Source organism: Psychrobacter sp. 1044, from assembly GCF_904846525.1.
In the GTDB taxonomy this organism is placed as follows: domain Bacteria; phylum Pseudomonadota; class Gammaproteobacteria; order Pseudomonadales; family Moraxellaceae; genus Psychrobacter.
The window spans coordinates 1-24,842 of sequence record NZ_CAJHAZ010000012.1; the positions used below are offsets into that span (position 1 = coordinate 1).

Annotated in this window: 37 protein-coding genes; 4 read left to right on the plus strand and 33 right to left on the minus strand. The window is 44.0% G+C overall.

Annotated features, from left to right (window positions below):
* Positions 1 to 162 precede the first annotated feature (162 nt).
* A complete protein-coding gene (locus tag JMX82_RS09515) occupies positions 163 to 783 on the plus strand; it encodes an L-threonylcarbamoyladenylate synthase (RefSeq protein WP_201540378.1) in 621 nt (206 codons plus the stop codon).
* Between the two features lie 78 nt (positions 784 to 861).
* On the opposite strand, the gene rplQ is transcribed toward JMX82_RS09515, so the two are convergent.
* From rplQ to JMX82_RS09680, 33 genes are all read right to left on the minus strand, one after another.
* Positions 862 to 1,221 (minus strand): 50S ribosomal protein L17, encoded by a 360-nt coding sequence (gene rplQ / locus JMX82_RS09520; RefSeq protein WP_021813387.1) that lies wholly within the window; start codon positions 1,219 to 1,221, stop codon positions 862 to 864.
* A gap of 19 nt (positions 1,222 to 1,240) precedes the next feature.
* Entirely contained in the window at positions 1,241 to 2,248 is a 1,008-nt protein-coding gene (locus tag JMX82_RS09525) for a DNA-directed RNA polymerase subunit alpha (RefSeq protein WP_045446643.1), read from the minus strand.
* A gap of 80 nt (positions 2,249 to 2,328) precedes the next feature.
* Positions 2,329 to 2,970: a 30S ribosomal protein S4 gene (gene rpsD, locus JMX82_RS09530; RefSeq protein ID WP_010196731.1), complete on the minus strand. Its 642-nt coding sequence runs from the start codon at positions 2,968 to 2,970 to the stop codon at positions 2,329 to 2,331.
* 48 nt (positions 2,971 to 3,018) lie between these two features.
* Complete coding sequence (gene rpsK / locus JMX82_RS09535; protein ID WP_045454458.1) at positions 3,019 to 3,408, minus strand: 30S ribosomal protein S11; 390 nt, start codon at positions 3,406 to 3,408, stop codon at positions 3,019 to 3,021.
* Positions 3,409 to 3,428: 20 nt separating this feature from the next.
* Positions 3,429 to 3,785 (minus strand): 30S ribosomal protein S13, encoded by a 357-nt coding sequence (gene rpsM / locus JMX82_RS09540; protein ID WP_021813384.1) that lies wholly within the window; start codon positions 3,783 to 3,785, stop codon positions 3,429 to 3,431.
* 253 nt (positions 3,786 to 4,038) lie between these two features.
* The gene (gene rpmJ / locus JMX82_RS09545) at positions 4,039 to 4,155 is read right to left on the minus strand and encodes a 50S ribosomal protein L36 (protein ID WP_010196721.1); all 117 of its coding nucleotides are present in this window, start codon (positions 4,153 to 4,155) and stop codon (positions 4,039 to 4,041) included.
* 32 nt (positions 4,156 to 4,187) lie between these two features.
* Positions 4,188 to 5,519, minus strand: a complete 1,332-nt coding sequence (secY, locus tag JMX82_RS09550) for a preprotein translocase subunit SecY (protein WP_173936727.1) — start codon at positions 5,517 to 5,519, stop codon at positions 4,188 to 4,190.
* Between the two features lie 19 nt (positions 5,520 to 5,538).
* Positions 5,539 to 5,979 carry a 50S ribosomal protein L15 gene (gene rplO, locus JMX82_RS09555; protein ID WP_045446637.1) on the minus strand — a complete coding sequence of 147 codons (441 nt, stop codon included), beginning with the start codon at positions 5,977 to 5,979 and terminating at the stop codon, positions 5,539 to 5,541.
* Positions 5,979 to 6,158: a 50S ribosomal protein L30 gene (rpmD, locus tag JMX82_RS09560; RefSeq protein WP_201540379.1), complete on the minus strand. Its 180-nt coding sequence runs from the start codon at positions 6,156 to 6,158 to the stop codon at positions 5,979 to 5,981. Before rpmD ends, rplO begins: the two co-directional genes overlap by 1 nt.
* A 20-nt stretch (positions 6,159 to 6,178) precedes the next feature.
* Positions 6,179 to 6,694, minus strand: a complete 516-nt coding sequence (rpsE, locus tag JMX82_RS09565; protein WP_010196711.1) for a 30S ribosomal protein S5 — start codon at positions 6,692 to 6,694, stop codon at positions 6,179 to 6,181.
* A gap of 2 nt (positions 6,695 to 6,696) precedes the next feature.
* Complete coding sequence (gene rplR / locus JMX82_RS09570) at positions 6,697 to 7,047, minus strand: 50S ribosomal protein L18 (RefSeq protein WP_021813381.1); 351 nt, start codon at positions 7,045 to 7,047, stop codon at positions 6,697 to 6,699.
* Between the two features lie 11 nt (positions 7,048 to 7,058).
* Positions 7,059 to 7,592 (minus strand): 50S ribosomal protein L6, encoded by a 534-nt coding sequence (gene rplF, locus JMX82_RS09575; protein ID WP_045446634.1) that lies wholly within the window; start codon positions 7,590 to 7,592, stop codon positions 7,059 to 7,061.
* Between the two features lie 175 nt (positions 7,593 to 7,767).
* Entirely contained in the window at positions 7,768 to 8,166 is a 399-nt protein-coding gene (rpsH, locus tag JMX82_RS09580) for a 30S ribosomal protein S8 (RefSeq protein WP_045446631.1), read from the minus strand.
* An 11-nt stretch (positions 8,167 to 8,177) separates the two neighbouring features.
* Positions 8,178 to 8,483 (minus strand): 30S ribosomal protein S14, encoded by a 306-nt coding sequence (gene rpsN / locus JMX82_RS09585; RefSeq protein WP_021813378.1) that lies wholly within the window; start codon positions 8,481 to 8,483, stop codon positions 8,178 to 8,180.
* 12 nt (positions 8,484 to 8,495) lie between these two features.
* Entirely contained in the window at positions 8,496 to 9,032 is a 537-nt protein-coding gene (rplE, locus tag JMX82_RS09590) for a 50S ribosomal protein L5 (protein ID WP_011512858.1), read from the minus strand.
* Positions 9,033 to 9,053: 21 nt separating this feature from the next.
* Positions 9,054 to 9,371 (minus strand): 50S ribosomal protein L24, encoded by a 318-nt coding sequence (gene rplX / locus JMX82_RS09595; protein ID WP_045446626.1) that lies wholly within the window; start codon positions 9,369 to 9,371, stop codon positions 9,054 to 9,056.
* An 8-nt stretch (positions 9,372 to 9,379) separates the two neighbouring features.
* Entirely contained in the window at positions 9,380 to 9,748 is a 369-nt protein-coding gene (gene rplN / locus JMX82_RS09600) for a 50S ribosomal protein L14 (RefSeq protein WP_010196702.1), read from the minus strand.
* Between the two features lie 181 nt (positions 9,749 to 9,929).
* Positions 9,930 to 10,202 carry a 30S ribosomal protein S17 gene (rpsQ, locus tag JMX82_RS09605; RefSeq protein WP_045446623.1) on the minus strand — a complete coding sequence of 91 codons (273 nt, stop codon included), beginning with the start codon at positions 10,200 to 10,202 and terminating at the stop codon, positions 9,930 to 9,932.
* The gene (rpmC, locus tag JMX82_RS09610; protein ID WP_011279794.1) at positions 10,199 to 10,396 is read right to left on the minus strand and encodes a 50S ribosomal protein L29; all 198 of its coding nucleotides are present in this window, start codon (positions 10,394 to 10,396) and stop codon (positions 10,199 to 10,201) included. The genes rpsQ and rpmC overlap by 4 nt, the downstream gene beginning before the upstream one ends.
* The gene (rplP, locus tag JMX82_RS09615) at positions 10,396 to 10,809 is read right to left on the minus strand and encodes a 50S ribosomal protein L16 (protein ID WP_055125273.1); all 414 of its coding nucleotides are present in this window, start codon (positions 10,807 to 10,809) and stop codon (positions 10,396 to 10,398) included. The genes rpmC and rplP overlap by 1 nt, the downstream gene beginning before the upstream one ends.
* A 3-nt stretch (positions 10,810 to 10,812) precedes the next feature.
* The gene (gene rpsC, locus JMX82_RS09620; RefSeq protein WP_045446618.1) at positions 10,813 to 11,541 is read right to left on the minus strand and encodes a 30S ribosomal protein S3; all 729 of its coding nucleotides are present in this window, start codon (positions 11,539 to 11,541) and stop codon (positions 10,813 to 10,815) included.
* A gap of 3 nt (positions 11,542 to 11,544) precedes the next feature.
* The gene (rplV, locus tag JMX82_RS09625) at positions 11,545 to 11,874 is read right to left on the minus strand and encodes a 50S ribosomal protein L22 (protein ID WP_045446615.1); all 330 of its coding nucleotides are present in this window, start codon (positions 11,872 to 11,874) and stop codon (positions 11,545 to 11,547) included.
* Positions 11,875 to 11,884: 10 nt separating this feature from the next.
* On the minus strand, positions 11,885 to 12,160 hold the full coding sequence (rpsS, locus tag JMX82_RS09630) for a 30S ribosomal protein S19 (RefSeq protein ID WP_010196682.1): 276 nt from the start codon (positions 12,158 to 12,160) through the stop codon (positions 11,885 to 11,887).
* A 12-nt stretch (positions 12,161 to 12,172) separates the two neighbouring features.
* Entirely contained in the window at positions 12,173 to 13,000 is an 828-nt protein-coding gene (gene rplB / locus JMX82_RS09635; protein WP_055125272.1) for a 50S ribosomal protein L2, read from the minus strand.
* A gap of 11 nt (positions 13,001 to 13,011) precedes the next feature.
* Complete coding sequence (gene rplW / locus JMX82_RS09640; RefSeq protein WP_010196677.1) at positions 13,012 to 13,362, minus strand: 50S ribosomal protein L23; 351 nt, start codon at positions 13,360 to 13,362, stop codon at positions 13,012 to 13,014.
* Complete coding sequence (gene rplD, locus JMX82_RS09645) at positions 13,359 to 13,961, minus strand: 50S ribosomal protein L4 (protein WP_045446611.1); 603 nt, start codon at positions 13,959 to 13,961, stop codon at positions 13,359 to 13,361. The genes rplW and rplD overlap by 4 nt, the downstream gene beginning before the upstream one ends.
* 14 nt (positions 13,962 to 13,975) lie before the next feature.
* Positions 13,976 to 14,614: a 50S ribosomal protein L3 gene (rplC, locus tag JMX82_RS09650; RefSeq protein WP_055125271.1), complete on the minus strand. Its 639-nt coding sequence runs from the start codon at positions 14,612 to 14,614 to the stop codon at positions 13,976 to 13,978.
* 48 nt (positions 14,615 to 14,662) lie between these two features.
* Positions 14,663 to 14,974 carry a 30S ribosomal protein S10 gene (gene rpsJ, locus JMX82_RS09655; protein WP_010196670.1) on the minus strand — a complete coding sequence of 104 codons (312 nt, stop codon included), beginning with the start codon at positions 14,972 to 14,974 and terminating at the stop codon, positions 14,663 to 14,665.
* Between the two features lie 455 nt (positions 14,975 to 15,429).
* Positions 15,430 to 17,040 (minus strand): Rne/Rng family ribonuclease, encoded by a 1,611-nt coding sequence (locus tag JMX82_RS09660; protein ID WP_201540380.1) that lies wholly within the window; start codon positions 17,038 to 17,040, stop codon positions 15,430 to 15,432.
* 178 nt (positions 17,041 to 17,218) lie between these two features.
* Entirely contained in the window at positions 17,219 to 17,884 is a 666-nt protein-coding gene (locus tag JMX82_RS09665) for a Maf family protein (protein ID WP_201540381.1), read from the minus strand.
* Positions 17,885 to 18,015: 131 nt separating this feature from the next.
* A complete protein-coding gene (gene mreD / locus JMX82_RS09670; RefSeq protein ID WP_045446600.1) occupies positions 18,016 to 18,501 on the minus strand; it encodes a rod shape-determining protein MreD in 486 nt (161 codons plus the stop codon).
* A gap of 161 nt (positions 18,502 to 18,662) precedes the next feature.
* On the minus strand, positions 18,663 to 19,523 hold the full coding sequence (gene mreC / locus JMX82_RS09675) for a rod shape-determining protein MreC (RefSeq protein WP_201540382.1): 861 nt from the start codon (positions 19,521 to 19,523) through the stop codon (positions 18,663 to 18,665).
* A 189-nt stretch (positions 19,524 to 19,712) separates the two neighbouring features.
* Positions 19,713 to 20,741, minus strand: coding sequence for a rod shape-determining protein (locus JMX82_RS09680; protein ID WP_227676570.1), 1,029 nt, complete (start codon positions 20,739 to 20,741; stop codon positions 19,713 to 19,715).
* A gap of 641 nt (positions 20,742 to 21,382) precedes the next feature.
* Here JMX82_RS09680 and gatC point away from each other — a divergent pair.
* The 3 genes from gatC to gatB all read left to right on the plus strand — a co-directional run bounded on the left by gatC (position 21,383) and on the right by gatB (position 24,788).
* Positions 21,383 to 21,697, plus strand: coding sequence for an Asp-tRNA(Asn)/Glu-tRNA(Gln) amidotransferase subunit GatC (gene gatC / locus JMX82_RS09685; RefSeq protein WP_045446594.1), 315 nt, complete (start codon positions 21,383 to 21,385; stop codon positions 21,695 to 21,697).
* 68 nt (positions 21,698 to 21,765) lie between these two features.
* The gene (gene gatA, locus JMX82_RS09690; protein ID WP_201540383.1) at positions 21,766 to 23,262 is read left to right on the plus strand and encodes an Asp-tRNA(Asn)/Glu-tRNA(Gln) amidotransferase subunit GatA; all 1,497 of its coding nucleotides are present in this window, start codon (positions 21,766 to 21,768) and stop codon (positions 23,260 to 23,262) included.
* Positions 23,262 to 24,788 (plus strand): Asp-tRNA(Asn)/Glu-tRNA(Gln) amidotransferase subunit GatB, encoded by a 1,527-nt coding sequence (gene gatB / locus JMX82_RS09695; protein WP_201540384.1) that lies wholly within the window; start codon positions 23,262 to 23,264, stop codon positions 24,786 to 24,788. Before gatA ends, gatB begins: the two co-directional genes overlap by 1 nt.
* Positions 24,789 to 24,842: the final 54 nt, after the last annotated feature.

The window sequence follows — 24,842 nt, forward strand, 5'->3', positions numbered from 1 at the left end:
GGCTCGTAATTATAAGTCTATGCTGTATCTAGCTTGTACTATGATTCATTGCAAACTGAATTAGGGACACGCCCTAGTGAAAGAAGCATACGCGCCACAAATGTTCTACTTAGTCAAAAACTTCACATCTAAAAACCTATAACTATAAAATAAGGAACTGCTATGCAAGTATTTTATATTCATCCAGAAAATCCACAGCCACGGCTGATTGAGCAAGTGGCGGATCTGTTACGTAAAGACCAGCTCATTATCTACCCTACCGATACCAGCTATGCTTTTGGTTGTCGCTTAGGGGCAAAGGATGCACTCGATAAGCTCAAACAAATTCGTGAACTTGATGATAAACACCAGTTTACCTTGCTTTGCCGTGACTTAAGCGAAATCGCCAACTATGCTGCAGTGGACAATATGCAATTTAAACAGCTCAAAGCATTTACTCCTGCGCCCATCACCTTTATCCTCAATGCCACAAAAGACGTACCAAAAAAATTGGCACATGCGAAGAAAAAAACCATCGGTATTCGAGTACCTAGCAACCCCATTGCGCAAGCGCTTTTAGAGGCCATGGATGAACCTATCTTAACCAGCTCATTAATACTGCCTAACCGTGATGACATACTGGATGATCCCTTTGAGATTGAGGATTTATTAGGCAATCAAATTGACGGTTTGATAAATGCAGGTATAAAAACCACTAAGCTCACTACGATTGTTGATATGACTGGTAGCCAGCCTGAAATTATCAGACAAGGTGCCGCGGATGTAGATTCACTACTACGGTAATAGACTCAAGTATCAGACACAAAAAAAGCTCCAATTGAATTGGAGCTTTTTTATATACATCTTTTGCTTATTGTAAAATTAGTCGCGATCAACCAATTCTACATATGCCATTGGCGCATTGTCACCATCACGGTAACCGCATTTTACGATACGCAAATATCCACCTGGACGGGTTTGGTAACGAGGACCTAACGTGCCAAATAGTTTACCTACCATAGCTTTGCTACGCATACGGCTAAATGCCAAACGACGGTTAGCAACGCTGTCTTCTTTAGCCATAGTGATTAATGGCTCGGCAACGCGACGTAACTCTTTTGCTTTTGGTAAAGTTGTTTTGATCAGTTCATGCTCAAATAATGAGTTAGTCATGTTCTGAAACATTGCCTTACGATGACTGCCGGTACGACCCAGCTTGACTCCACTCTTACGATGGCGCATAGTCAAAAATCCTTAAAGTTTAACGGCTACGATAAGAAAAGCGATCATCAACACGAAGGTCAGCTGGTGGCCAGTTATCTAGGCGCATACCGAGCTCTAAATCTTTAGACGCTAGTACGTCTTTGATTTCCGTTAATGATTTCTTACCAAGATTTGGGGTTTTTAGAAGTTCAGTCTCTGAACGTTGTACCAAATCACCGATATAGTAAATGTTTTCAGCTTTCAAGCAGTTGGCTGAGCGAACCGTTAGTTCAAGATCGTCCACAGGGCGTAATAGCACCGGATCAACCTCTTCTTTCTCTTTCACAGGCTCAGGCGCTTCTTCAGCTTCTAGGTCAACAAAGATAGAAATCTGTTGTTGTAAAATAGTGGCTGCTTTACGAATTGCTTCTTCTGGATCTATAGTGCCATTAGTTTCAAGCTCAATGATAAGACGATCAAGATCAGTACGCTGCTCTACACGAGCGTTCTCAACCTGATAAGCAACACGAAGCACAGGACTAAAACTTGCATCAAGCTTTAAACGTCCGATTGCTTTAGTATCACCATCTTCACGGCGCTGGTTTGCTGGCTCATATCCACGACCCATTACTACACGCAAACGCATCTTAAGATGACCACGATCACTCAATGTACCCAACACCAATTCTGGATTGACGATGTCTACATTATGCGGTAACGCGATGTCTGCAGCAGTAATAGTGCCTGGACCTTGTTTATCCAAGGTCAAAAATACTTCATTTTGGTCATGAAGCGTAATAGCCAAGCCTTTTAGATTCAAAAGCAAGTCAAGTACATCTTCTTGTAGCCCTTCAAGCGTTGAGTATTCATGGTCAACACCATCAATCTCAGCTTCAATGACTGCAGCACCAGGTAATGAAGATAACAAGATGCGACGTAAGGCATTACCAAGGGTATGCCCAAAGCCGCGTTCTAACGGTTCGAGCGTGACTTTCGCAATCGTTTCATTAACCGTATCCACATTAATGGCATTCGGCGTTAGAAACTCAGTTGCATTTAGCATCATGATGTCACCTCGATTTATTAAACTGGTTTAATTAACGTTGATTGCTCAATGCCGTTTTCACGACATCGAGCAGTACGTCATTACTTAGAGTATAGCTCAACGATCAAGCTTTCGTTGATTTCAGCAGGTAGATCAATACGATCAGGCGCTTGTTTGAACGTGCCTTGTAATTTGCTGTGGTCAACATCTAGCCATTCTGGAATACCACGTTGGGTAGCCAGCTCAATTGCGTTTTTAATACGTAATTGCTCGCGAGACTTCTCTTGGATAGCGATGACATCACCATCTTGCAACTGAATTGATGGAATGTTCACACGAACAAACTCATCACGGCCAGCTTTTTTTACCATAACAGTACGATGACTGACTAGCTGACGTGCTTCGGCGCGAGTTGAGCCAAAGCCCATGCGATAAACAACGTTATCTAGACGGCTCTCAAGCATAGCTAACAGGTTTTCACCAGTAGCACCGCGCTTACGAGCAGCTTCTTTATAGTAATTAGCAAACTGACGCTCTAATACACCATAGATACGCTTAACTTTCTGCTTTTCACGCAGCTGTAAAGCATATTCTGAGGTCTTGTTACGGCTTACACCGTGTTGACCTGGTGGACGACCAGCTTTTTTCGTTTTTACGTCGTATGGTTTAACGCCAGACTTAAGACCTAAGTCCGTGCCTTCACGACGTGATAATTTGAGTTTTGGTCCAATATAGCGGGCCATTGTTATGTCTCCTATAAGCTTTTGGGATAAAAAGCTTCGTCTTTAATATTAGACGCGGCGCTTTTTCGGCGCACGGCAACCATTGTGTGGGATTGGGGTTACATCAGAGATGCTGTTAACTTTATAACCCAATGCACCTAGTGCTCTTACCGCAGACTCACGACCCGGTCCTGGTCCTTTGACCAAAACGTCGATATTCTTAACACCATATTCTTGAGCCGCTTTACCAGCGACCTCAGCTGCAACCTGAGCTGCAAATGGTGTAGATTTACGTGAACCACGGAAGCCTTGTCCACCTGAAGTGGCCCAAGCCAGTGCATTACCTTGACGATCGGTAATCGTAACAATGGTGTTATTAAAAGACGCATGGATATGGGCAATGCCCTCCGATACTGAACGACGAGTCACTTTCTTGCGACTACGAGTGTCTTTAGCCATCTTTTAGCTTCCTAAGTTAATTATCTTTTGAGAGGGCGTGTCGGACCCTTACGAGTACGAGCGTTGTTCTTAGTATTCTGACCTCTAACTGGTAGGTTACGACGATGACGGATGCCACGGTAACAACCAAGATCAACTAAACGCTTAATATTCATTGACACTTCACGACGAAGATCACCTTCAGTCATGTAATTTGCAACTTGTGCACGGATAGCATCTAACTGTGTATCATCTAACTGACTAACTTTAGTAGTAGGGGCAATGCCAACTGCTTCTAAGATTTTCTGAGCAGTGGTACGACCTACACCAAAGATGTAAGTTAGTGAAATAACAGCATGCTTATTATCCGGAATGTTTACGCCGGCAATACGAGCCATTGATTTCTCTCCATTAAAGAAAAATAAGCGTTATTTATCAATAAGGCTTTATTTTTCAGATTTGTTGCTGTCAATACTAAAGCTTTTATAATTATTATCGCTGCTTTGACTTGGTTACAAGCCTATTCATTGACGATCTTATAAAAGTTTTTGCATAAACTACGGCAAGTGGCGGATGATATCCCATCCGCCGTCATTTTTCAAGTATTAATTGAAATAGTAACAAAAGTCTAAGACTTTATAATACTAAATATTAACCTTGACGTTGCTTGTGGCGAGGTTCTGCTGTACAGATGATATGTACACGGCCTTTACGGCGTACAACTTTACAGCTACCACAAATCTTTTTAACTGATGCTTGAACTTTCATAGCATGCTCCTTTGAGATATCGTACCGCTCATTTAAGGTTGAGTGGGCGATTGAATTAACGTCTGATCATGATATTGATGGGTCATCAAATGCGCTTGGATTTGCGAAATGAAGTCCATTACCACAACCACCATAATCAGTAAAGACGTACCACCGAGTTGAAACGGCACACCAAACGATGACTGGACGACCATTGGCATTAAACAAATAACCGTCATATACATCGCGCCAATAAAGGTCAGTCGGTTTAATACATGATCTAGGTAACGCTGAGTTTGTTGTCCGGGGCGAATACCTGGGATATACGCACCACTACGTTTAAGGTTTTCAGCTACTTCACGTGGGCTAAATACCAATGCCGTATAGAAGTAACAGAAGAAAATAATCATCGCGCCAAACAGAACCAAATATAGCGGCTGTCCTGGAGACAACACCAATGCCATATTCTGTAGTATCTTTTGTGTAAGGGTAGGATCAGTTGATTGACCGACCCACTGCCCTAAACTTGCTGGAAACAACAACAACGAGCTGGCAAAAATGGCTGGGATAACCCCTGCCATATTAAGCTTCAGCGGCAAGTGTGACTGCTGCTGAGCATATATTTTGCGACCTTGTTGCTGCTTCTGTGCATAGTTCACTGGAACACGGCGCTGAGCACGTTCAATATAAACGATACCAGCAGTAACCGCGATGCCTAGTAGCACAAAAATAAACAGTACAATCAAGTTCATCTGCCCTTGATTGACCTGTTCAATAGACTGCGAAATCATACCTGGCGTACCAGCCACAATACTCGCAAAAATGAGCATTGAAATACCATTACCTACGCCGCGCTCTGTAATCTGCTCACCAAGCCACATCAAGAACATAGCACCCGCTACCAATGAGGTAACCGCTGGAATATAAAAGGTCAGACCAGAAGATAAAGTAAGATTTTGACTGATTAAGCCAGCACACATTCCTAATGACTGTACTAGGGCTAAAGCAAGTGTCCCTTGACGGGTATACTTGTTCAACTTACGTCTTCCCGCTTCGCCTTCTTTTTTGAGGGCTTCAAGCGATGGCAGTACTGCAGACATCATCTGTACAATAATCGATGCTGAAATATACGGCATAATGCCGAGCGCCATAATGGACATACGCTCTAGTGCACCACCTGAGAACATATTAAACATGCTCAAAATGGTATTTTCGTTGCGCGAAAACAGATCAGCCAAGTTGACCGGATTGATACCCGGTACTGGAATATGTGACCCTAAACGATAAACAACCAATGCGCCGATTAAGAATAATAAACGCGTCCATAATTCATCATACTTGCGTATGAATGCAAATGGATTGAGCGGTATACCAGTCGATGACATTGATTGTTTTGACACGTTACTACTCCTCGATGCTACCACCAGCAGCTTCGATTGCTAGCTTAGCGCCTTTAGTCACTTTGATACCTTTAAAGGTATAAGCCTTAGTAACTTCGCCTGACAACATAATACGGGCACGCTTCATGTCGTGACGGATTAGGTTAGCAGCTTTAAGTGTTTCAAGGCTAACCACATCGCCATCAATTTTATTTAGTTCAGAAAGACGTACTTCAGCCGTCTTCATTGCCATTTTACTGGTAAAACCAAATTTCGGTAGACGACGATATAAAGGCATTTGACCACCTTCAAATCCTGAGCGTATGCTAGAACCTGAACGAGATTTCTGACCTTTTACACCACGACCACCAGTCTTACCAAGACCTGAACCGATACCACGACCACGACGTTGGGCAGTTTTCTTTGCGCCAACACCTGGTGATAATTCATTTAATCTAAGACCCATTACGCTTCCTCCACTTTTACCATGTAGTTAACGCGATTGACCATACCACGGTTTGAAGGTGTATCTTCTACTTCAACAGTATGATTAATACGGCGTAAACCCAATCCTTTCAAGCTCGCTTTGTGGCTCTTTAGGCGATGGGCACCCGATTTAAATTGAGTGACTTTCATTTTTTTCATCGTAACTCACCTAGTCTAAGTTAACCCAAGATTTCGTCTACAGATTTACCACGTTTTGCTGCCATCTTCTCTGGAGTTGACATATCACGTAAACCGTTAAACGTTGCGCGAACAACGTTAGCAGTATTGGTAGAACCATAACATTTAGTCAAAACATCTTTGACACCAGCAACTTCTAATACAGCACGCATTGCGCCACCAGCGATTACGCCAGTACCTTCAGATGCAGGCTGCATATAAACTTTACTAGCACCATGACGTGCTTTGATCGGATGATACAAAGTTGCATCATTAAGCTCAACAGTAATCATATTACGTTTGGCAGCTTCTAGTGCTTTTTGGATAGCAGCTGGCACTTCACGTGCTTTACCGCGACCAAAACCAACACGACCATTGCCATCGCCCACTACAGTCAATGCAGTGAAAGAGAAAATACGACCACCTTTAACAACTTTTGCAACGCGATCAACGGTAACTAAGCGTTCTACTAGACCGTCAGTCTGTTCATTTTTATCATTTTTATCATTTCTAGCCATGATTAAAACTCCAATCCGTTTTCGCGAGCTGCTTCTGCTAAAGCTTTAACTCGACCATGATATTTAAAACCACTACGGTCAAAGGCAACTTTAGTGATACCAGCTGCTTTTGCGCGTTCTGCGATCATTTGGCCCACAGACGTTGCTGCATCAGCATTGCCAGTCGCGCCTGAGCGCAAGCTGCCGTCTAAGGTAGATGCCTGAGCAATCACTTCACCACCGGTAGGAGAGATAATCTGGGCATAAATATGTTTTGGCGTGCGAGTAACCGTTAAGCGATGAACGCCTAAGAAACGGATATGCGCGCGGGTTTTCTTAGCTCGACGCAGACGAGCTGCTTTTTTATCAAACATTTCAACTCACCTTATTTTTTCTTGGCTTCTTTGCGAATCACATGCTCGTCACTATAACGAATACCTTTACCTTTATAAGGCTCAGGTGGGCGGAAACCGCGGATATTAGCCGCTGCTTGACCAAGCTGCTGTTTATTGTTTGATTTCAAAACAATTTCAGTTTGCGTTGGGGTTTCAGCTGACACACCTTCAGGCAACGTATATTCTACTGGATGAGAGTAACCAACGTTCAAAGTTACCTTGTTACCAGCAACTTGTGCGCGATAACCAACACCAATTAACTGAAGACGCTTTTCAAAGCCTTCATTCACGCCTTTAACATAGTTGTTAACAAGAGCGCGCATGGTGCCAGTGTGCATCATAGCTTCTTTTGAATCGACTGTAGGTGAGAAAATGATCGCATCATCTTCCTGTTTCAGCTCGACCAATTCATGCAGGCGTAAAGACAAAATGCCGTTCTTGCCTTTCACTTCGACCTGCCGATCGTTCAAAGTAACACTTACGCCGTTTGGCAGTGTCACTGGGGCTTTAGCCACACGAGACATAGGAATATTCCTTAAAAAATTAACTTCTTTATATTAGCGAAAAAACTAACAGGCTAAAAAGCGTGCTAGTTTAGCATAGTTGACTGCGTTAGACACCTATCAATTTGAAATAATTCATTATTACTCAATCAATAGAAGTCTAACAATCATCAAATAGACTTTATCGTCGTGTAGCTTACGCTACAAATGCGACGATTTCACCACCGATACCAGCAGCACGTGCAGCACGATCACTCATGATGCCTTGGCTAGTTGATACGATAGCAACACCCATACCTTGCTTAACAGTAGGGATAGCGTCTTTACCGCGGAACTGGCGTAAACCAGGACGGCTAAAACGTTGAATCGTTTCGATGACAGCGCGGCCTTCGAAGTATTTCAATTCGATAGATAGGGTTGCTTTATTGTTTGCTTCTTCAGTAACAACAGCGCTCGCCACATAACCTTCGCTAACTAGCAAATCAGCAATTGATTTACGTAATTTAGAGCTCGGCATTGCTACCGATACTTTGTTAGCCATTTGTGCGTTACGAATACGGGTTAGCATATCCCCAACGGTATCTTGCATACTCATATAGTTACCCCTTACCAGCTTGCTTTACGAACACCAGGCACATCGCCTTGCATGACACGCTCACGCAGCATATTGCGTGATAAGCCAAACTTGCGGAAGTAACCGTGAGGACGACCGGTGATAGCACAACGATTGCGCAGACGTACTGGCGATGAATTGCGTGGAAGAGCTTGTAGCTCTAGCATCGCTTCCATACGAGTTTCGTCACTTGCAGTCATATCACTGATAGTTTCTTTTAGCTTGATACGCTTATCAGCGTACTTAGCAACCATTTTTTCGCGCTTTAATTCGCGGTTAATCATGCTCTTCTTTGCCATAACGTCTTTACCTTATTTAAATGGGAAGCCGAATGCTTTAAGCAACGCGCGACCTTCTTCATCAGATTGAGCTGACGTGGTGATTGTCACATCCATACCGCGGATACGATCAATCTTGTCAAAATCTACTTCTGGGAATACGATCTGTTCTTTGATACCCAATGAGTAGTTACCACGTCCGTCAAAGGCTTTAGGTGAAAAACCGCGGAAATCACGAATACGAGGAATTGCAATGGCAATGAGACGATCTAAAAATTCGTACATTTGCTCACCGCGTAGCGTTACTTTGCAGCCAATTGGCCATTCTTCACGAATTTTAAAGCCAGCAACTGATTTACGCGCTTTGGTGACGACAGGTTTTTGACCAGCGATAGCAGTCATATCAGCTACTGCACCTTCAAGCAATTTCTTGTCTTGAGACGCGCCGCCTACACCCATGTTAAGTGTGATTTTAGTGATTTTAGGCACTTGCATCACATTAGCCAAACCAAGCTCTTCTTTGATTTGCTGCTTTAATTCTTCGTTATATAAAGATTTTAATCTTGCCATTACCATTACACCCTTAGTGTCTTACGCAGTCGCCACTACTTCACCGTTCGAACGATAGACGCGTTGTTTCTTGCCGTCTTCGCCGAACTGATAAGTAATACGATCAGCTTTTTGGGTTTGCGCATTTAATATTGCGACATTTGAGATATGTAGAAAAGCTTCTTTCTTAAGAATGCCACCTTCAACGCCAGTTGCCTGATTTGGCTTCTGATGTTTAGTGACAATATTAATGCCTTCAACTTTAATACGATCATTTTTTACAGCTTGTACAGTACCTTGCTTGCCTTTGTCTTTCCCAGCAATCACGATAACTGTATCGCCTTTACGTAATTTTGACATGGATTACCTCACAATACTTCTGGTGCTAGTGATACAATTTTCATAAACTGATCACCACGTAGTTCACGAGTTACCGGTCCAAAAATACGAGTTGCAATCGGTGCTTTATTTTGGTTCAACAATACCGCAGCATTGTCGTCAAAACGCAGAACAGAACCATCAGGACGACGAACGCCTTTTTTGGTACGTACAACTACAGCATTCATCACGTCGCCTTTTTTAACACGACCGCGAGGAATGGCTTCTTTAACCGTTACTTTAATAATGTCGCCAACTGATGCATAACGACGATGAGAGCCACCCAGTACTTTAATGCACTGAACTCGTCTTGCACCGCTATTATCTGCAACTTCCAGCATCGATTCAACCTGAATCATAGCGTTACTCCACACGTATGAGCAATAAAAACCAGTTGCTGCCGCTAGCACAGTATGAGTAGTCGGCATTTTAATAATAATAACCGCTGCTACTCTTAATGTGAGTGATATACGCTCGGCGCAATCAGCATCCTTAAAAAGGCGGCTATTTTAACAGCTTCTGGCTTTTAATGCAATTTACTTAGATTTTTTCTACTTTTTCAACCACTTCAACCAAAGTCCAAGACTTGGTTTTAGAGATTGGACGCGTTTCTTTGATGCGGACAAGGTCGCCTTGCTGGCAAACGTTATTCTCATCATGGGCTTTGATTTTTGTAGAACGACGAAGCTGCTTGCCATACAAAGGATGACGAACCAGACGCTCAATCAAAACTGTGATGGACTTGTCCATCTTGTCACTGACAACTCGTCCTGTCAATACGCTAGCATTAGCTGTTTGATTGTTATCGCTCATGAGTCGCCTCGTTGTTTCTCGTTAATCAAAGTCTGAAGCTGAGCAATCGCACGACGATTAACACGTACTTCATGGGTATTACCCAACTGACCAGTTGCTTTAGCCATACGAATACGGAAAGCATCAAGTTGCTTTTCATCAAGTAACTGAGTCAGTTCTTCTAATGATTTATCACGTAATTCACTGATCTTCATTACATTATCGTCCGCTTAACAATGGTAGTTTTAAAGGGCAGTTTTGCTGCAGCAAGCGTGAACGCTTCGCGAGCAAGTTCTTCTGAAACCCCTTCGAGTTCATATAGCACTTTACCAGGTTTGATTTCGCATACCCAATATTCTACAGGACCTTTACCTTTACCCATACGTACTTCTAGTGGTTTATTGGTAATTGGTTTGTCTGGGAATACACGAATCCAAATCTTACCACCACGCTTAATTTTACGAGTGATGGTACGACGTGCTGCTTCAATTTGACGGGCAGTCATACGACCACGAGTCAACGATTTTAGACCAATTTGTCCGAATGCAACGGTGCTTCCACGATGAGCTAGCCCAGTGTTACGACCTTTGTGCATTTTACGAAACTTGGTACGTTTTGGCTGTAACATAGTTTAACCTCTGTCTGTGTTTCGACGGTTTCCGTTTCCACGACCACGGCGTTTTGGCGCACGAGTCTGCTCTTCTTTAACGGGATTGTATACACTGTTCATACCGTCAAGGATTTCGCCACGGAAGATCCAAACTTTTACACCGATGGTGCCGTAAGTAGTTTCCGCACGCACTGACGAATAGTCGATATCAGCGCGTAGTGTATGCAATGGCACACGACCTTCACGGTACCATTCAGTACGAGCAATCTCAGCACCGCCAAGACGGCCAGACAGCTCAACTTTAATACCTTTAGCACCAGAACGCATGCTGTTCTGTACTGCGCGCTTCATAGCACGGCGGAACATAACACGACGCTCAAGCTGACTTGCGATACCTTCCGCTACTAAATGAGCATCAAGATCAGGCGAGGTGATTTCTTCAATGTTGACCTGAGCAGGTACGCCCATAATTTTGGTCAATTCTTTTTGAAGTCTTTCAATGTCTTCGCCTTTCTTACCGATAACGATACCAGGACGCGCAGTGGCGATGGTAATCTTAGCAGCACCGGTAGGACGCTCAATCATGATTTTGCTAATCATAGCACTATCAAGCTTTTTGCGCAGATATTCACGAACTTGAATGTCGTTGATTAGGTATTCTGAGTATTGTTTAGGGTTAGCATACCAGTTTGCGTTATGCTTCTTTACAACACCAAGACGAATTCCGATTGGATGTACTTTTTGACCCATAACTTATTCTCCTACCTTTATAGTGATGTGACAGGTACGCTTACTGATACGATCAGCGCGACCTTTAGCACGTGGTAGGATACGTTTTAGCGTAATGCCTTCATCGACATAGATAGTAGATACTTTTAGGGTATCAATATCTAGACCGTTGTTATGTTCGGCATTGGCGATGGCTGAGTTAAGACATTTCTTAACAAATACAGCGCCTTTTTTATTACTATACGTTAGGATATCCAAAGCACGCTCGATAGATTTGCCACGAACTTCATCGGCAACGAGTCTAACTTTTTGTGCCGATATGGCGGCACCGCGTAATTTTGCAGTTACTTCCATGGTAAGCACCTTATCTCTTAGCTTTTTTGTCAATGCCATGACCACGATACGTACGAGTCGGGGCAAATTCACCTAGTTTATGACCAACCATCTGTTCACTCACGATAACCGGTACATGAGTACGGCCATTGTGAACAGACAAGGTTAAGCCAACCATTTGTGGTAGGATCATCGAGCGGCGCGACCAAGTCTTAATTGGCTTGCGTGAGTTGGTGTCTAATGCATTCTCAACTTTGGCAAACAAATGCGCGTCTATGAATGGACCTTTTTTCAATGAACGAGGCATGAAATTCTTCCTTTATTTCTTCTTGGCGCGACGGCGGATGATCATATTGTCAGTACGCTTATTACTACGCGTTTTAAGTCCTTTAGACTTCTGACCCCAAGGGCTGGTTGGATGGCGACCTTTATTACGACCTTCACCACCACCATGTGGGTGATCAACCGGGTTCATAGCAACACCACGAACAGAAGGACGAACACCACGCCAACGTGAAGCACCGGCTTTACCAAGTGATTTCAAGTTGTTTTCAGTGTTAGAAACTTCACCAATAACGGCACGGCAGTTCACGTGTACACGGCGTGTTTCGCCAGAGCGCATACGTAGAATAGCATAAATACCTTCACGACCTAACAACTGAACGCTAGCACCCGCAGAACGAGCCATCTGTGCGCCTTTACCGATTTTAAGTTCGATATTATGGATCACAGTACCCAATGGGATATTTTTCAGCGGTAAACAGTTACCTGGACGAATTGGTGATAGCTCACCTGACATTACTGTATCGCCAACTGCTTGTTTTTTAGCAGCAATGATATAGCGACGTTCGCCATCAGCGTACTTAAGTAAAGCAATGTGCGCAGTACGGTTAGGATCGTATTCAATACGCTCTACCGTGGCTGGGATATTGTCTTTAGTACGTTTGAAATCGATAATACGATAATGCTGCTTATGACCACCGCCAATATGACGAGTCGTTATGCGACCATTATTGTTACGACCACCAGTTTTACTTTTTGATTCGAGAAGCGCTGCAAACGGACGACCTTTATAAAGGTGTGGATGCACCACTTTTTCAACAAAACGACGGCCTGGTGATGTTGGCTTTGCTTTTACGATAGGCATGAGTGTAATCCTTATTCGTTGTTCGCTGTTTCACTAGTAGAAGCAGTCGTATTCGCGACCTCTTCACCAGCATCAGCCATTTGTACATCTTGACCAGCTTTTAAGGTAACGTAGGCTTTTTTGTAGTCATTACGACGGCCGATACTTTTACCAAAACGCTTTGTCTTACCTTTAACATTCAAAGTGTTTACTTTTAAAACTTCAACACCTTCAAACATCATCTCAACCGCTTTTTTGACTTCAAGCTTAGTAGCGTTAGAGTCAATTTTAAATACCTGCACACCAAGTGAGTCGCCAAGCATTTGAGATTTCTCTGAGAATACAGGTCCTCTTAGGATCTGATAAAGTCTTGCGTTATTCATGCTAGTGCTTCCTCAAATTGTTTCGCAGCTTCGACTGTCATGATCACTTTATCAAAAGCGATCAAGCTCACTGGATCCACTTCACTTGTATCAAGTACATTGACATGTGGGATGTTGCGAGCAGCTAAGTATAAGTTTTCGTCAACTTCTTTAGTGACGATTAATGCACGTGATGCATTTAACTCACCTAACTTTGCAATCAACTCTTTAGTCTTAGGTCCAGAAACGCTTAGCTCTTCGACCAAAATCAAACGCTCTTGGCGAATCAATTCGGCTAAGATACACTGCATAGCACCGCGATACATTTTACGGTTAACTTTCTGTGACCAATCTTGTGGTTTAGCCGCGAATGCACGACCGCCCCCACGCCAGATTGGGCTACGAATAGAACCTGCACGAGCGCGACCAGTACCTTTTTGGCGCCATGGCTTAATGCCACCACCAGAAACTTCGGCACGGGTTTTTTGAGCGCGTGTACCTTGACGAGCACCAGCAAGATATGCGGTGACGACTTGATGCACTAGTGCTTCGTTGAATTCACGACCGAAAGCCGTATCAGAAAGCTCAACTGCCGCCCCTGTAACTGTTTTTAAATCCACGTTAATCCCCTTGCTTAGGCTTTGACTGACGGACGTACGATGACATCGCCACCGGTGGCACCTGGGATAGCACCCTTGATGACAAGTAACCCTTTTTCAACATCAACCGATATCACTTCTAGGCCCTGAACGGTAACGCGTTTGTTACCCATCTGACCTGGCATTTTTTTGCCTTTGAAGACTTTACCTGGTGACTGGTTTTGACCAGTTGAACCAATGGCACGGTGAGATACTGAGTTACCATGAGTGGCATCTTGCATGCTGAAGTTGTGACGCTTCACGCCGCCTTGAAAGCCTTTACCTTTACTGTTACCTGTGACATCAACCATCTGACCTTGTTCGAACAAGTCAGCTAGGATCTCACCACCAATTTCACGACCTTCAAGATCGCTATCATTGGCACGAAATTCCCAAACACCACGACCAGCGGCAACGCCAGCTTTAGCGAAGTGACCTTTTTGAGCTGCTGCTACGCGGCTGTCACGACGGGTACCTGTGGTAACTTGGATGGCTTGATAGCCATCTACATCAGTATTTTTTACTTGAGTAATGCGATTAGCACTGATCTCAACCACTGTTACAGGGATAGATGCGCCTGCTTCAGTGAAGACACGGGTCATGCCGCATTTTTTACCGACTAAACCGATCGCCATTTTAGACCTCTTTATATCTTATATTAATGGGTTGGGTGTTTATGTGCATTAACCCAAAGCAATTTGAACGTCAACACCCGCCGCCAAGTCAAGCTTCATTAGCGCATCCACAGTTTTGTCGGTAGGTTGAACGATGTCAACCATACGCTTATGAGTACGGATTTCGTACTGATCACGAGCGTCTTTGTTTACGTGTGGTGAAGTTAGAACGTTGAAGCGCTCAATGCGAGTCGGCAACGGTACAGGACCACAAACTTGCGCACCGGTGCGCTTTGCAGTATCAACAATCTCTTGTGCAGATTGATCAATCAGACGATGATCAAAAGACTTAAGACGGATACGGATTCTCTGGTTAGCCATGCCAGCAAGCTCCTAATATGTGCTTTTGTCATTTTTGCTTTGCAAAGATATGATCAAAAGCCGTTTGGTTAAATATTCACTTAAAGCGGCCTTCTGTTCTTAACCAGAATGAGTTCTTTATCCGAACTTGTAGCGTGCCAAAAGCAAAATAGTTTAAAGCCCCGCCGACCCTTCCATTATAGGATGTCAGCAAAGGCATAATGAAATAGTGCTAGAAACGATGCTCTAGCTGTCATAGCGCCCGCTGTTTGATTGGCGGCGCATATATAATTCAGTGGTGTATATTATACATAGTATTTCAGTCATTGCAAGGGTAATATCTGTAGCGACTTATGATATTACCCTTTATAAACAGTAATATGTAAACAACAGCATCTGTGCTTAATAATCACGCTTATATGAATCGATAACTATGCACTGTTAATCTAAAGCTATGAAAAATCTATCTAAAACTGTCAATCCAAAACAATGTCATATTGCTCTTGAGTATAGAGATTTTCGACATCAAAGGTAATCACTCTACCAAGTAAATACTCTAAATCTGCCACCGTGTCTGACTCTGAAGTTAATAATAAATCAATCACTGCAGCATGGGCAACGACCGTAAATTTCTTGGGAGAGTTATAAGTACGAGCACAACGCATGATTTCACGGAATATCTCAAAGCACACTGTCTCAGCCGTTTTAACAAAGCCGCGTCCTTGACAGGTCGAGCACGGCTCACATAGCTGCTGTCCGAGCGACTCACGCGTACGTTTACGCGTCATCTCTACTAACCCAAGCTCACTGACCTGAGTAATCTTAGTTTTGGCATAGTCTTGTACTAGCTGTGATTGCAGGCTCTCTAACACATCATCTTTATGCTGCTGTTCAAGCATGTCAATAAAGTCTAGGATGATAATACCGCCTAGATTACGCAAACGCAGCTGACGAGCGATTGCATGAGTTGCCTCAAGATTGGTTTTATAAACCGTATCTTCTAACGAACGCCCGCCTACGAATGATCCCGTATTGACATCGATTGTGGTCATCGCTTCTGTTTGGTCGATAATGAGATAGCCACCTGATTTTAAATCTACGCGGCGTTTTAAAGCATCACGCAAATCATCTTCGACACGATGGACATCAAACAAAGATGGCTCAGCGGTATAATGGACAATGCGGTCATACACAAAAGGCACAAACTCTTTGGCAAAGGATCTGACTTGTTCATAAATTTGTGCATTATCAATGATGACTTTCTCGGTATCCGCGTGTACCAAATCACGGATAGAGCGCAGCGGTAATGATAGCTCTTGATAAATAAGCTCAGAACTTTGATGTTGTTTCATCTCTTGGCGACGCGCGCAGATGGTACGCCACAGCTGCAATAGATAATAAATGTCTTCTTCAAGCTTATCGACAGGGACACGTTCAGCAGCGGTACGAGCGATGAGACCGCCTTTTAGATTGACCGTTTGCATCAGGCTACTAAGCTCAGTCTTCAAACGAGTGCGTTCTTCTTCGCCATCAATGCGCTGAGAGATACCAATGTGTTCGCTTGAGGGCAGATACACTAAATAGCGAGATGGCAAGGATATATTGGTGGTCAAGCGAGCACCTTTACTGCCCAACTGATCTTTGGTCACTTGCACTAAAATACGTTGGCTTTCATGCAAGCGATGTTGAATCAACGTTTTAGACACAGGGATGACTTCGGTATTTTGTATACTAATCACCAGTGGCGTGACAGCCAAGTTATCAGTACTATTTTCTACCACAGCATCTTCTATATTGCTATCCGATTTTTTATCGCTATTGTCAGCCGCTTTACTTTTATTTTCTGCTACTGGACGCGGCTCACGCTGCATATCATTAACGTGTAAAAATGCTGTCCGCGACTGCCCGATATCAACGAATGCTGCCTGCATACCAGGTAAAACGCGTACGACTGTACCCAGATAGATATTGCCGACCAGACCCAATTTATGATGACGTTCAATATAAACTTCGCCCAAGATGCCATTGTCTAAGACTGCGACACGGGATTCCATTGGACTAATATTAATCAGCAGCTCTTCGGACATAATGTTTTTCTCTTATCTCTCAGCTTTCTTGTTAGACGTTCATCGTCTATTATCTTTATAGTGTAACAAATGCAGCTGGCTCTCGCCCATTACTCTCGCGTGTTATTATGTGCAGCAGGTTGGAGTGACAACCAATCTCTGAGAGACCAATAATCTCTATGAGGTTCTGTCTCGTATTTTACTTGATACTAATATCTGTGACATTTTTAATTAACGCCAGCGTTTGTGGAAGTGGTAAACCCACGACATTGGTATAGCTACCATTGATACGGCTGACCCAAATAGCACCCAAACCTTGTATACCATAACCACCCGCTTTATCAGCAGGCTCACCACTTTCCCAATAGTTACTCATCATCTCCGCAGTGAGCGCTATAAAGGTCACTTCGGTACGCTCAGTGATTCGTTGCTGATTAATGACTTGAAATACTGGCTCATGAGTTGAGCTGTTAGCCGCTTTAGAAGATAATGATACATGCGTTGCTTGAACTGCTGTCCATACTTCATGGACATTATCAGACATCTGTTGCCACATGCTATAAGCGTGCTCACGATCGACTGGCTTGACCAGCACTGTTTGACCATCTGCCAGCACACCGATGGTATCAGACGTTAAAATGATAAGTGAGTCAGAAAAACAGCTTTTATCCGTTTTCAAGCGTGATACTAGTTGCTGTATGGCAGACTCAGCTTTAGTGGCGACCATGCGCTCGATATAGTCTGTGGGTGACTCCTCATCATGCTGTGTTTCATCGACATCTACACTCAATGTGCTAAATTCTAGTTGTGCCCTTTCTAACAGCTCACGACGGCGCGGCGAACCAGAAGCTAAAATAATATCCATCGCTACTCTCTTTATATCTGAATTTATCTACCTACTACCGAAAACTGCTGCCTGTTAGTGCATTAACATTAGGTAGTCATGATTAATAAACACCAGCGCTACAATCTTATTGGTTGTCAGCAGAATTTTTCTTATGACGCAAATTTACGTAAAGCCAGTAGTACCAATGGCCAGCTGATGATACTCATCAACAGTGATAAGGCAGATTGTGCGACAAAGACATTCTGGATAAACATCTGCAATATCCATAAACATAATTGAAAAACAACCAATCCTAAGCTCGCTAATAACCATGCACTGATGGTATTTAGTTGCCTAATATAAATACTGGTTATTTTTATGAAGAAGGCGACTGCCACGGCGGCAAAGGCTTGCTGTCCCAAATGGGTATCCATGAGTAAGTCAGCAATGAGACCGATGGTAAATGCTGTAAAAATACCAACATAGCGTGGCTGAAATAACAACCAAAAAATCAGCACCATGATCATGACCATAGGGCGTAAGGTAGCCATACTAGGACTTAACGGATAGACATTAAGCGATGACGCAATAACAAAACTTAGAATGATGGTAGCAATCAGTAGTACCGTTGCATTCTCAGAATCAGGATACGACATGGGTACTTACCTTAACGAATGTATTGATGGCTGCTGTTAAAGCATGAGTGGGCATTGATGGGGTAAAAACCATGGCTGAAAATGTATCAACAAACAGACCAGTTAATAAATAGATGCCAGCCATTATCTGATTGGTGCTTACGTATTGAGCGCCTAACTTCTTAACGGTCATTAAGAGTCATATTATTTTTATTCACCAGCTTATCTTGCAGAACTAATACATATGCATTATCGATAAAGTTCGCCGCTGGGGTCACTTCTATACTTCTAAAGTTATCGGCTTGAGTATCTTTAACATGGGCTATACGCCCGACACGATACCCTGCTGGAATACGCCCACCCAATCCTGATGACACCAGCTCATCACCCACACGCACGTCTGAGGTTTTGAATACATAGTCAAGGCTTAATGAGGTTGGTATCCCTTGCCCTGTCACGATAGCGCGTTGACCTGTGCGCTTGACTGTAACTGCAACCGATTGCTGCTCATCAGTAATCAATAGTAGGCGACTGGTATTGGGATAGACATTAATAATCTGCCCTAAAATACCGTCCTCATCAATCACTGTCTGTCCAACTTGAACCCCGTCTTGAACGCCTTTATTGAGCACCACGATTTGTCTGAGTAAATTGGTGTCTGTACCGATTACCTGTGCCAAATTAAGATCAAATTGTTCAGGCTTTGTCGTTGATAAAATACCTTGCAGGCGCGCATTTTGTGCCAAAATATAATCTTGCTGCTGCAACTTGGCTTGCGCATGGATAAGCTGAGACTTCAATTGCATGTTTTCGCGGCGCAGCGCTTCTTTAGACTGTAAGCTGCCACCTGCCCAATGCTTGGCATAACTCGGTAACAGTGATAGCTCATAAATAGGCTGCATCGCGGCATGACTGGTACTACGTACTGGATTAAACCATTCTGAATTTTTGCTATCGAACCACATCAGTATTAGAGCTGCTATTAATACAATGGCAGTCTTACGAAGTGCTAACGGCTGGCGCGCAAAAATACTTGGGGTCATAAGTCGTCTAACTCAGGAGTTATAAAATAAGCAGTAGCCAGTACTGGGTTCTAGTTGATTAATGCAATTAAAGGCAGCGCAACTGGCTACCTTTAATTTTATACTGTTTTAACCCACTATTTTTACGCAAGCTATCATCAAGCACGACGAAGATGATTTATCAATACCGCAGTGCTTAACTAAAGTAATCTAAACAAAAATCATGTTCAAGCTTTTGTTATTGATAAAATCAAGTGCAATACCACCGCCGCGGCTAACGCAAGTCAGCGGATCTTCGGCAACGGTCACAGGTAGACCTGTCTCTCTTGAAATCAATTTGTCCAAATCACGTAACAGCGCACCGCCGCCCGTCAAGACAATACCACGCTCTGCGATGTCTGATGACAGCTCAGGTGGCGTCTGCTCAAGTGCAGCTTTCACCGCGCTAACGATACCGCTCAGCGGATCACTCAGGGCTTTTTGTACTTCTTCTGAGTTGACAGTAAAGGTTTTTGGCACGCCTTCTGCCATGCTACGACCGCGAACTTCGACTTCTAACTGACTGTCTTCATTCAAAGCAGAGCCAACTTCATGCTTGATACGCTCAGCTGTCGTCTCACCAATCACGCAACCATGGGTACGGCGTACGTGGGTGATAATCGCGTCATCAAACATATCGCCACCGATACGAATCGACTCAGCATAAACGCAACCAGATAAAGCGATAACGGCTATCTCCGTCGTGCCGCCACCAATATCAACCACCATCGAACCGCTGGCTTCATGAACTGGCAAGCCTGCGCCAATCGCTGCCGCCATTGGTTCTTCTAACAATAGTACTTTACTCGCACCTGCCGAAGATACCGCTTCACGAATCGCTTTACGCTCAACCAGAGTAGACTTACAAGGCACACAAACCACCACGTTAGGCTGCGCCATAAAACGCTTGGCTTTTACCTTCATGATGAAATGCTTGAGCATTTTTTGCGTCACTTCAAAGTCAGCAATCACGCCGTCTTTTAATGGGCGAATCGCTGTAATATTGGCAGGTGTACGACCAAGCATCTGCTTGGCATCAATACCAACAGCCGCAACGGTAGGGTTTTGTGTACGATTACTTCGTAACGCAACCACCGTAGGCTCGTCAAGCACGACGCCTTTATTAGGAATAAAAATGAGAGTGTTCGCAGTACCGAGGTCGATAGCGATATTATTTGATAAAAATCCAAACAGGTTCATGACTAATATTTCCAGCGTATTACAAATAAGGCGAATGAGGCGAATGAGATTGACTGAGGCGTTACTCGTCAGCGTTGAGCAGGTCGTCGTTAGACATTACTTATGGCGAAATTTGAACCTCGCAACAAGTAAACCTAAGCAATAATGATGCAATGGAAAAACTGAGCTAAATTATACCGATTTGGCTCAAAAAAAACACAGATATTTGCATCAGTAAGTCAGGATTTTGGTCTTAAACGCTAAAAGTTGTTACAAAGTTTAAAATAGCAGTAAACACCATTCGACTTAATGAAACATCATTTAATTCAATAACTAACAAGGCTCTACAGGCAAATGATAATTTTGCTTAGCAGCACAGGTGCATACTGTAACGTATTTCAGAACGTAATGGGTAAGCAATTGAGAATCAATCGTGAATTATACGGTCAATTTTGCAAATCACGCCATCTTGGTTGATATTGTGCATCAATCAAGCGTCATGCTCTGTAAACTTAAGCCAGATGCTTTATAATAAAGCCACTATATATACATCTTAAGATAAACCCCTTGTTTTAGTTTGTGTTAATAATTATCTATATCTAATGCTTGTCTATTTTAGCCGCATTCTACTCTAACAGAAACTGTCCTTCACTGGAGAAACTATGTCACAGCAACCAGCAACGTCTGACAGCAACGTCAGCCGTGAAGAAATCCTAGAAGTTGCCAACCTTGCACGTTTGGGTGTCGATGAAAGCACAGCCGATAGCTATGCCGACGATATTAGTAAAGTATTAAAACTTATGAATACGCTATCTAACGTGGATACCACAGGCATCAAACCCTTAGCAAACATTCATGAAGCTTGCCAAGAATTGCGGGCTGATGTGGCCAAACACGATATCAACCGCGCGCGCAATCAGTCAGTCGCCCCAGCTGTTGAAGATGGCTTATATTTAGTTCCACAAGTGATTGAATAAGCAGCGCGCTGCTTTAATCGCTACCCTATTTTACTTTATGCTATTCACATTTTGACGGACGACACCTTATGTCAGAACTTCATTTATTAAGTACCCAGCAGCTTATTACGGGCTTGCAAGACAAACAATTTAGCAGCCTTGAGCTGACAGAACACTACATCAAACGTATAGACGCGCTAGACAATAAGATTAACAGCTTTATCACTCATACTTCTGAGACAGCACGCGCGCAAGCAAAGGCAGCTGACGAGATGCGCGCGCAAGGTGACAAACGTCCATTACTTGGCGTACCGATGGCTCACAAAGACATCTTTTGTACTCAAGGTGTACTGACGACTTGTGGCTCTAAGATGCTGCATAACTTTATCTCACCTTATGATGCTACCATCGTTTCTAACATCGACAAAGCGGGCATGATTAGTTTAGGTAAGCTCAATATGGATGAGTTTGCGATGGGCTCAGACAATAGCAGCTCATACTACGGCACGGTACAGAACCCTTGGAATCTAGAGCGCGTCCCCGGTGGTTCATCAGGTGGTAGTGCTGCCGCCGTTGCCGCAGGTTTTGTCCCAGTCGCAACGGGTAGTGACACTGGTGGCTCTATTCGCCAGCCTGCCTCATTTTGTGGTTTAACCGGTATCAAGCCAACCTATGGCCGAGTATCACGCTTTGGTATGATTGCCTATGCCTCAAGTCTGGATCAAGCTGGTAGCATGGGACGCAGCGCTAAAGATTGTGCCTATCTGCTACAGCCAATGATTGGTCACGATCCACGCGATGCGACTTCTATCAAATACGATATGCCTGACTACGTACAAGACATCAATGATGCTGAAGCCGCGGCTGGTGATAAGCCATTTTCTGGCTTGCGCATTGGTGTGGCAAAAGAATACTTTAGTGCTGGATTAGACGCTGAGGTAGAAACGGCCGTACGTGCTGCTCTGAAAAAATATGAAGAGCTAGGTGCGACGATTGTGGAGGTGAATATCACTGACCCTGAGATTACCCTTGCCACTTACTACATGCTCGCCCCTGCCGAAGCATCATCAAACCTGTCACGCTTCGATGGTGTACGTTTTGGCTATCGCTGTGAGAATCCAACCGATCTGCTAGATCTATACACGCGCTCACGCTCTGAAGGCTTTGGTCCTGAAGTACAGCGCCGTATTTTGACAGGTACTTATGCACTTTCGGCAGGTTACTTCGATGCGTACTATACTAAAGCACAAAAAATCCGCCGCTTAATCGTCAAAGACTTCGATGAAGCCTTTACTAGCTGTGATGTGATTGCTAGCCCAACAGCACCAACCGCTGCTTACAAGCTTACTGACAACCTTGATCCTGCGACCATGTACTTGGGTGACGTTTATACTATCGCGGTCAACTTAGCGGGTCTACCTGCACTCAGTCAGCCAGTTGGTCTAACCTCAGAAGGTTTGCCTGTTGGCTTACAATTAATCGGTAAACATTGGCAAGAGAGCCAATTGCTCACGACTGCTCACTTATTCCAGCAGCATACCGACCATCATTTACAACAATCTGCCATCGCAAAGGAGACGGTATAATGAGTACAGCTACTACTGATAACAATGCCGTGCGCGAGCATGCCGTGCGTAAAGAGCTTTTCGTCGATGGTTATGAAGTGGTCATCGGCATTGAGATTCACTGCCAGCTAAATACGGAAAGTAAGATATTTTCAAGTGCGCCGACTGACTTCGGTCATGAGCCAAACAGCCAAGCTAGCATCGTAGACTTAGGTCTGCCTGGCGTATTGCCAGTGCTCAATGCTGGCGTGGTCGATCGTGCCCTAAAATTCGGCATCGGCGTCAACGCTGAGTTGGGTCTATTTAATACGTTTGACCGTAAAAACTACTTCTATCCAGATTTGCCTAAAGGCTATCAAATCACTCAGATGGCCAACCCTATCGTTGGCGAAGGCTATATCGACGTGGTGGTCAATGAAGGGGAAAAGAACGAATATCCCAAACGTATGGGTATTACGCGTGCGCATTTAGAAGAAGATGCTGGCAAGTCAGTACACGACACCGTCGATGGTATGACTGGTGTGGATTTGAACCGTGCTGGTACGCCGCTAATCGAAATCGTCTCTGAGCCTGATATGCGCTCGGCTCATGAAGCACTTGCCTATATCAAAGCCATTCATCAGCTGGTCACGTGGCTTGGTATCTCAGACGCAGTGATGGCAGAAGGCTCATTCCGCTGTGATTGTAACGTCTCTATTCGTAAGCCTGGTGCAGAATTGGGTACGCGTACTGAGCTCAAAAACCTCAACTCGTTCCGTTTCATAGAGCGCGCCATCAATCGTGAAATCGAGCGTCAAATTGATATTTTAGAGGACGGTGGCAAAGTACTGCAGGCAACGATGCTTTATGATCCAGAGCGCGACGAAACTCGTGTAATGCGTACCAAAGAAGACGCCAACGATTATCGTTACTTCCCTGACCCTGACTTGCTACCTGTGCGTATCGAACAGCATACGGTTGATAGCATTCGTGCAGCAATGCCTGAGCTACCCGTTGCTCGTCGTGCGCGTTTTGAAAAAGCGCTTGGTCTATCGGAATACGATGCTCGTATCTTGACTGGCAGTCGTCAAATTGCTGATTACTTTGAAGCTGTGGTCGCAGAAGTTGGGCAAGCAGATGCCAAAATGGCTGGCAACTGGGTCATGGGTGATTTGCTTGGTGCGCTAAATAAAGACGATAAAGAAATCACTGACTCCCCTATCAGCGCCAAGCAATTGGCTGGCATGCTCAAACGTATCAAAGACGACACGCTATCTGGTAAATTGGCTAAGAAAGTTTTTAGTGCTCTATACGAGCGCGCGGGCGGCGACACAGATGATGCAGCAGATAAGATCATCGAAGACAAAGGTCTTAAGCAAGAAACGGACACTGGTGCTATCAAGGCCATGGTAGAAGAAGTCATCGCGAAAAATGAAGCAATGGTCGAAGAGTATCGCGGCGGTAAAGAAAAAGCCTTTAATGGTCTGGTCGGTCAAGTCATGAAAGCCAGTCGCGGTAGTGCTAATCCGCAGCAAGTGAACCAAATCTTAAAAGAGCTTTTGGGTTAAGGTGAATGGCGATACGTGGAGTTGCGCAGTAGACCTTGAGCAAAATAAATAGCT

Excerpts from the sequence above, each read along its gene's own strand:
- JMX82_RS09515 (WP_201540378.1), top strand. The coding sequence starts at position 163 with ATGCAAGTATTTTATATTCATCCAGAAAATCCACAGCCACGGCTGATT.
- rplQ (WP_021813387.1), bottom strand. The coding sequence starts at position 1,221 with ATGCGCCATCGTAAGAGTGGAGTCAAGCTGGGTCGTACCGGCAGTCAT.
- JMX82_RS09525 (WP_045446643.1), bottom strand. The coding sequence starts at position 2,248 with ATGATGCTAAATGCAACTGAGTTTCTAACGCCGAATGCCATTAATGTG.
- rpsD (WP_010196731.1), bottom strand. The coding sequence starts at position 2,970 with ATGGCCCGCTATATTGGACCAAAACTCAAATTATCACGTCGTGAAGGC.
- rpsK (WP_045454458.1), bottom strand. The coding sequence starts at position 3,408 with ATGGCTAAAGACACTCGTAGTCGCAAGAAAGTGACTCGTCGTTCAGTA.
- rpsM (WP_021813384.1), bottom strand. The coding sequence starts at position 3,785 with ATGGCTCGTATTGCCGGCGTAAACATTCCGGATAATAAGCATGCTGTT.
- rpmJ (WP_010196721.1), bottom strand. The coding sequence starts at position 4,155 with ATGAAAGTTCAAGCATCAGTTAAAAAGATTTGTGGTAGCTGTAAAGTT.
- secY (WP_173936727.1), bottom strand. The coding sequence starts at position 5,519 with ATGTCATCGACTGGTATACCGCTCAATCCATTTGCATTCATACGCAAG.
- rplO (WP_045446637.1), bottom strand. The coding sequence starts at position 5,979 with ATGGGTCTTAGATTAAATGAATTATCACCAGGTGTTGGCGCAAAGAAA.
- rpmD (WP_201540379.1), bottom strand. The coding sequence starts at position 6,158 with ATGAAAAAAATGAAAGTCACTCAATTTAAATCGGGTGCCCATCGCCTA.
- rpsE (WP_010196711.1), bottom strand. The coding sequence starts at position 6,694 with ATGGCTAGAAATGATAAAAATGATAAAAATGAACAGACTGACGGTCTA.
- rplR (WP_021813381.1), bottom strand. The coding sequence starts at position 7,047 with ATGTTTGATAAAAAAGCAGCTCGTCTGCGTCGAGCTAAGAAAACCCGC.
- rplF (WP_045446634.1), bottom strand. The coding sequence starts at position 7,592 with ATGTCTCGTGTGGCTAAAGCCCCAGTGACACTGCCAAACGGCGTAAGT.
- rpsH (WP_045446631.1), bottom strand. The coding sequence starts at position 8,166 with ATGAGTATGCAAGATACCGTTGGGGATATGCTAACCCGTATTCGTAAC.
- rpsN (WP_021813378.1), bottom strand. The coding sequence starts at position 8,483 with ATGGCAAAGAAGAGCATGATTAACCGCGAATTAAAGCGCGAAAAAATG.
- rplE (WP_011512858.1), bottom strand. The coding sequence starts at position 9,032 with ATGGCAAGATTAAAATCTTTATATAACGAAGAATTAAAGCAGCAAATC.
- rplX (WP_045446626.1), bottom strand. The coding sequence starts at position 9,371 with ATGTCAAAATTACGTAAAGGCGATACAGTTATCGTGATTGCTGGGAAA.
- rplN (WP_010196702.1), bottom strand. The coding sequence starts at position 9,748 with ATGATTCAGGTTGAATCGATGCTGGAAGTTGCAGATAATAGCGGTGCA.
- rpsQ (WP_045446623.1), bottom strand. The coding sequence starts at position 10,202 with ATGAGCGATAACAATCAAACAGCTAATGCTAGCGTATTGACAGGACGA.
- rpmC (WP_011279794.1), bottom strand. The coding sequence starts at position 10,396 with ATGAAGATCAGTGAATTACGTGATAAATCATTAGAAGAACTGACTCAG.
- rplP (WP_055125273.1), bottom strand. The coding sequence starts at position 10,809 with ATGTTACAGCCAAAACGTACCAAGTTTCGTAAAATGCACAAAGGTCGT.
- rpsC (WP_045446618.1), bottom strand. The coding sequence starts at position 11,541 with ATGGGTCAAAAAGTACATCCAATCGGAATTCGTCTTGGTGTTGTAAAG.
- rplV (WP_045446615.1), bottom strand. The coding sequence starts at position 11,874 with ATGGAAGTAACTGCAAAATTACGCGGTGCCGCCATATCGGCACAAAAA.
- rpsS (WP_010196682.1), bottom strand. The coding sequence starts at position 12,160 with ATGCCTCGTTCATTGAAAAAAGGTCCATTCATAGACGCGCATTTGTTT.
- rplB (WP_055125272.1), bottom strand. The coding sequence starts at position 13,000 with ATGCCTATCGTAAAAGCAAAGCCAACATCACCAGGCCGTCGTTTTGTT.
- rplW (WP_010196677.1), bottom strand. The coding sequence starts at position 13,362 with ATGAATAACGCAAGACTTTATCAGATCCTAAGAGGACCTGTATTCTCA.
- rplC (WP_055125271.1), bottom strand. The coding sequence starts at position 14,614 with ATGGCGATCGGTTTAGTCGGTAAAAAATGCGGCATGACCCGTGTCTTC.
- rpsJ (WP_010196670.1), bottom strand. The coding sequence starts at position 14,974 with ATGGCTAACCAGAGAATCCGTATCCGTCTTAAGTCTTTTGATCATCGT.
- JMX82_RS09660 (WP_201540380.1), bottom strand. The coding sequence starts at position 17,040 with ATGTCCGAAGAGCTGCTGATTAATATTAGTCCAATGGAATCCCGTGTC.
- JMX82_RS09665 (WP_201540381.1), bottom strand. The coding sequence starts at position 17,884 with ATGGATATTATTTTAGCTTCTGGTTCGCCGCGCCGTCGTGAGCTGTTA.
- mreD (WP_045446600.1), bottom strand. The coding sequence starts at position 18,501 with ATGTCGTATCCTGATTCTGAGAATGCAACGGTACTACTGATTGCTACC.
- mreC (WP_201540382.1), bottom strand. The coding sequence starts at position 19,523 with ATGACCCCAAGTATTTTTGCGCGCCAGCCGTTAGCACTTCGTAAGACT.
- JMX82_RS09680 (WP_227676570.1), bottom strand. The coding sequence starts at position 20,741 with ATGAACCTGTTTGGATTTTTATCAAATAATATCGCTATCGACCTCGGT.
- gatC (WP_045446594.1), top strand. The coding sequence starts at position 21,383 with ATGTCACAGCAACCAGCAACGTCTGACAGCAACGTCAGCCGTGAAGAA.
- gatA (WP_201540383.1), top strand. The coding sequence starts at position 21,766 with ATGTCAGAACTTCATTTATTAAGTACCCAGCAGCTTATTACGGGCTTG.
- gatB (WP_201540384.1), top strand. The coding sequence starts at position 23,262 with ATGAGTACAGCTACTACTGATAACAATGCCGTGCGCGAGCATGCCGTG.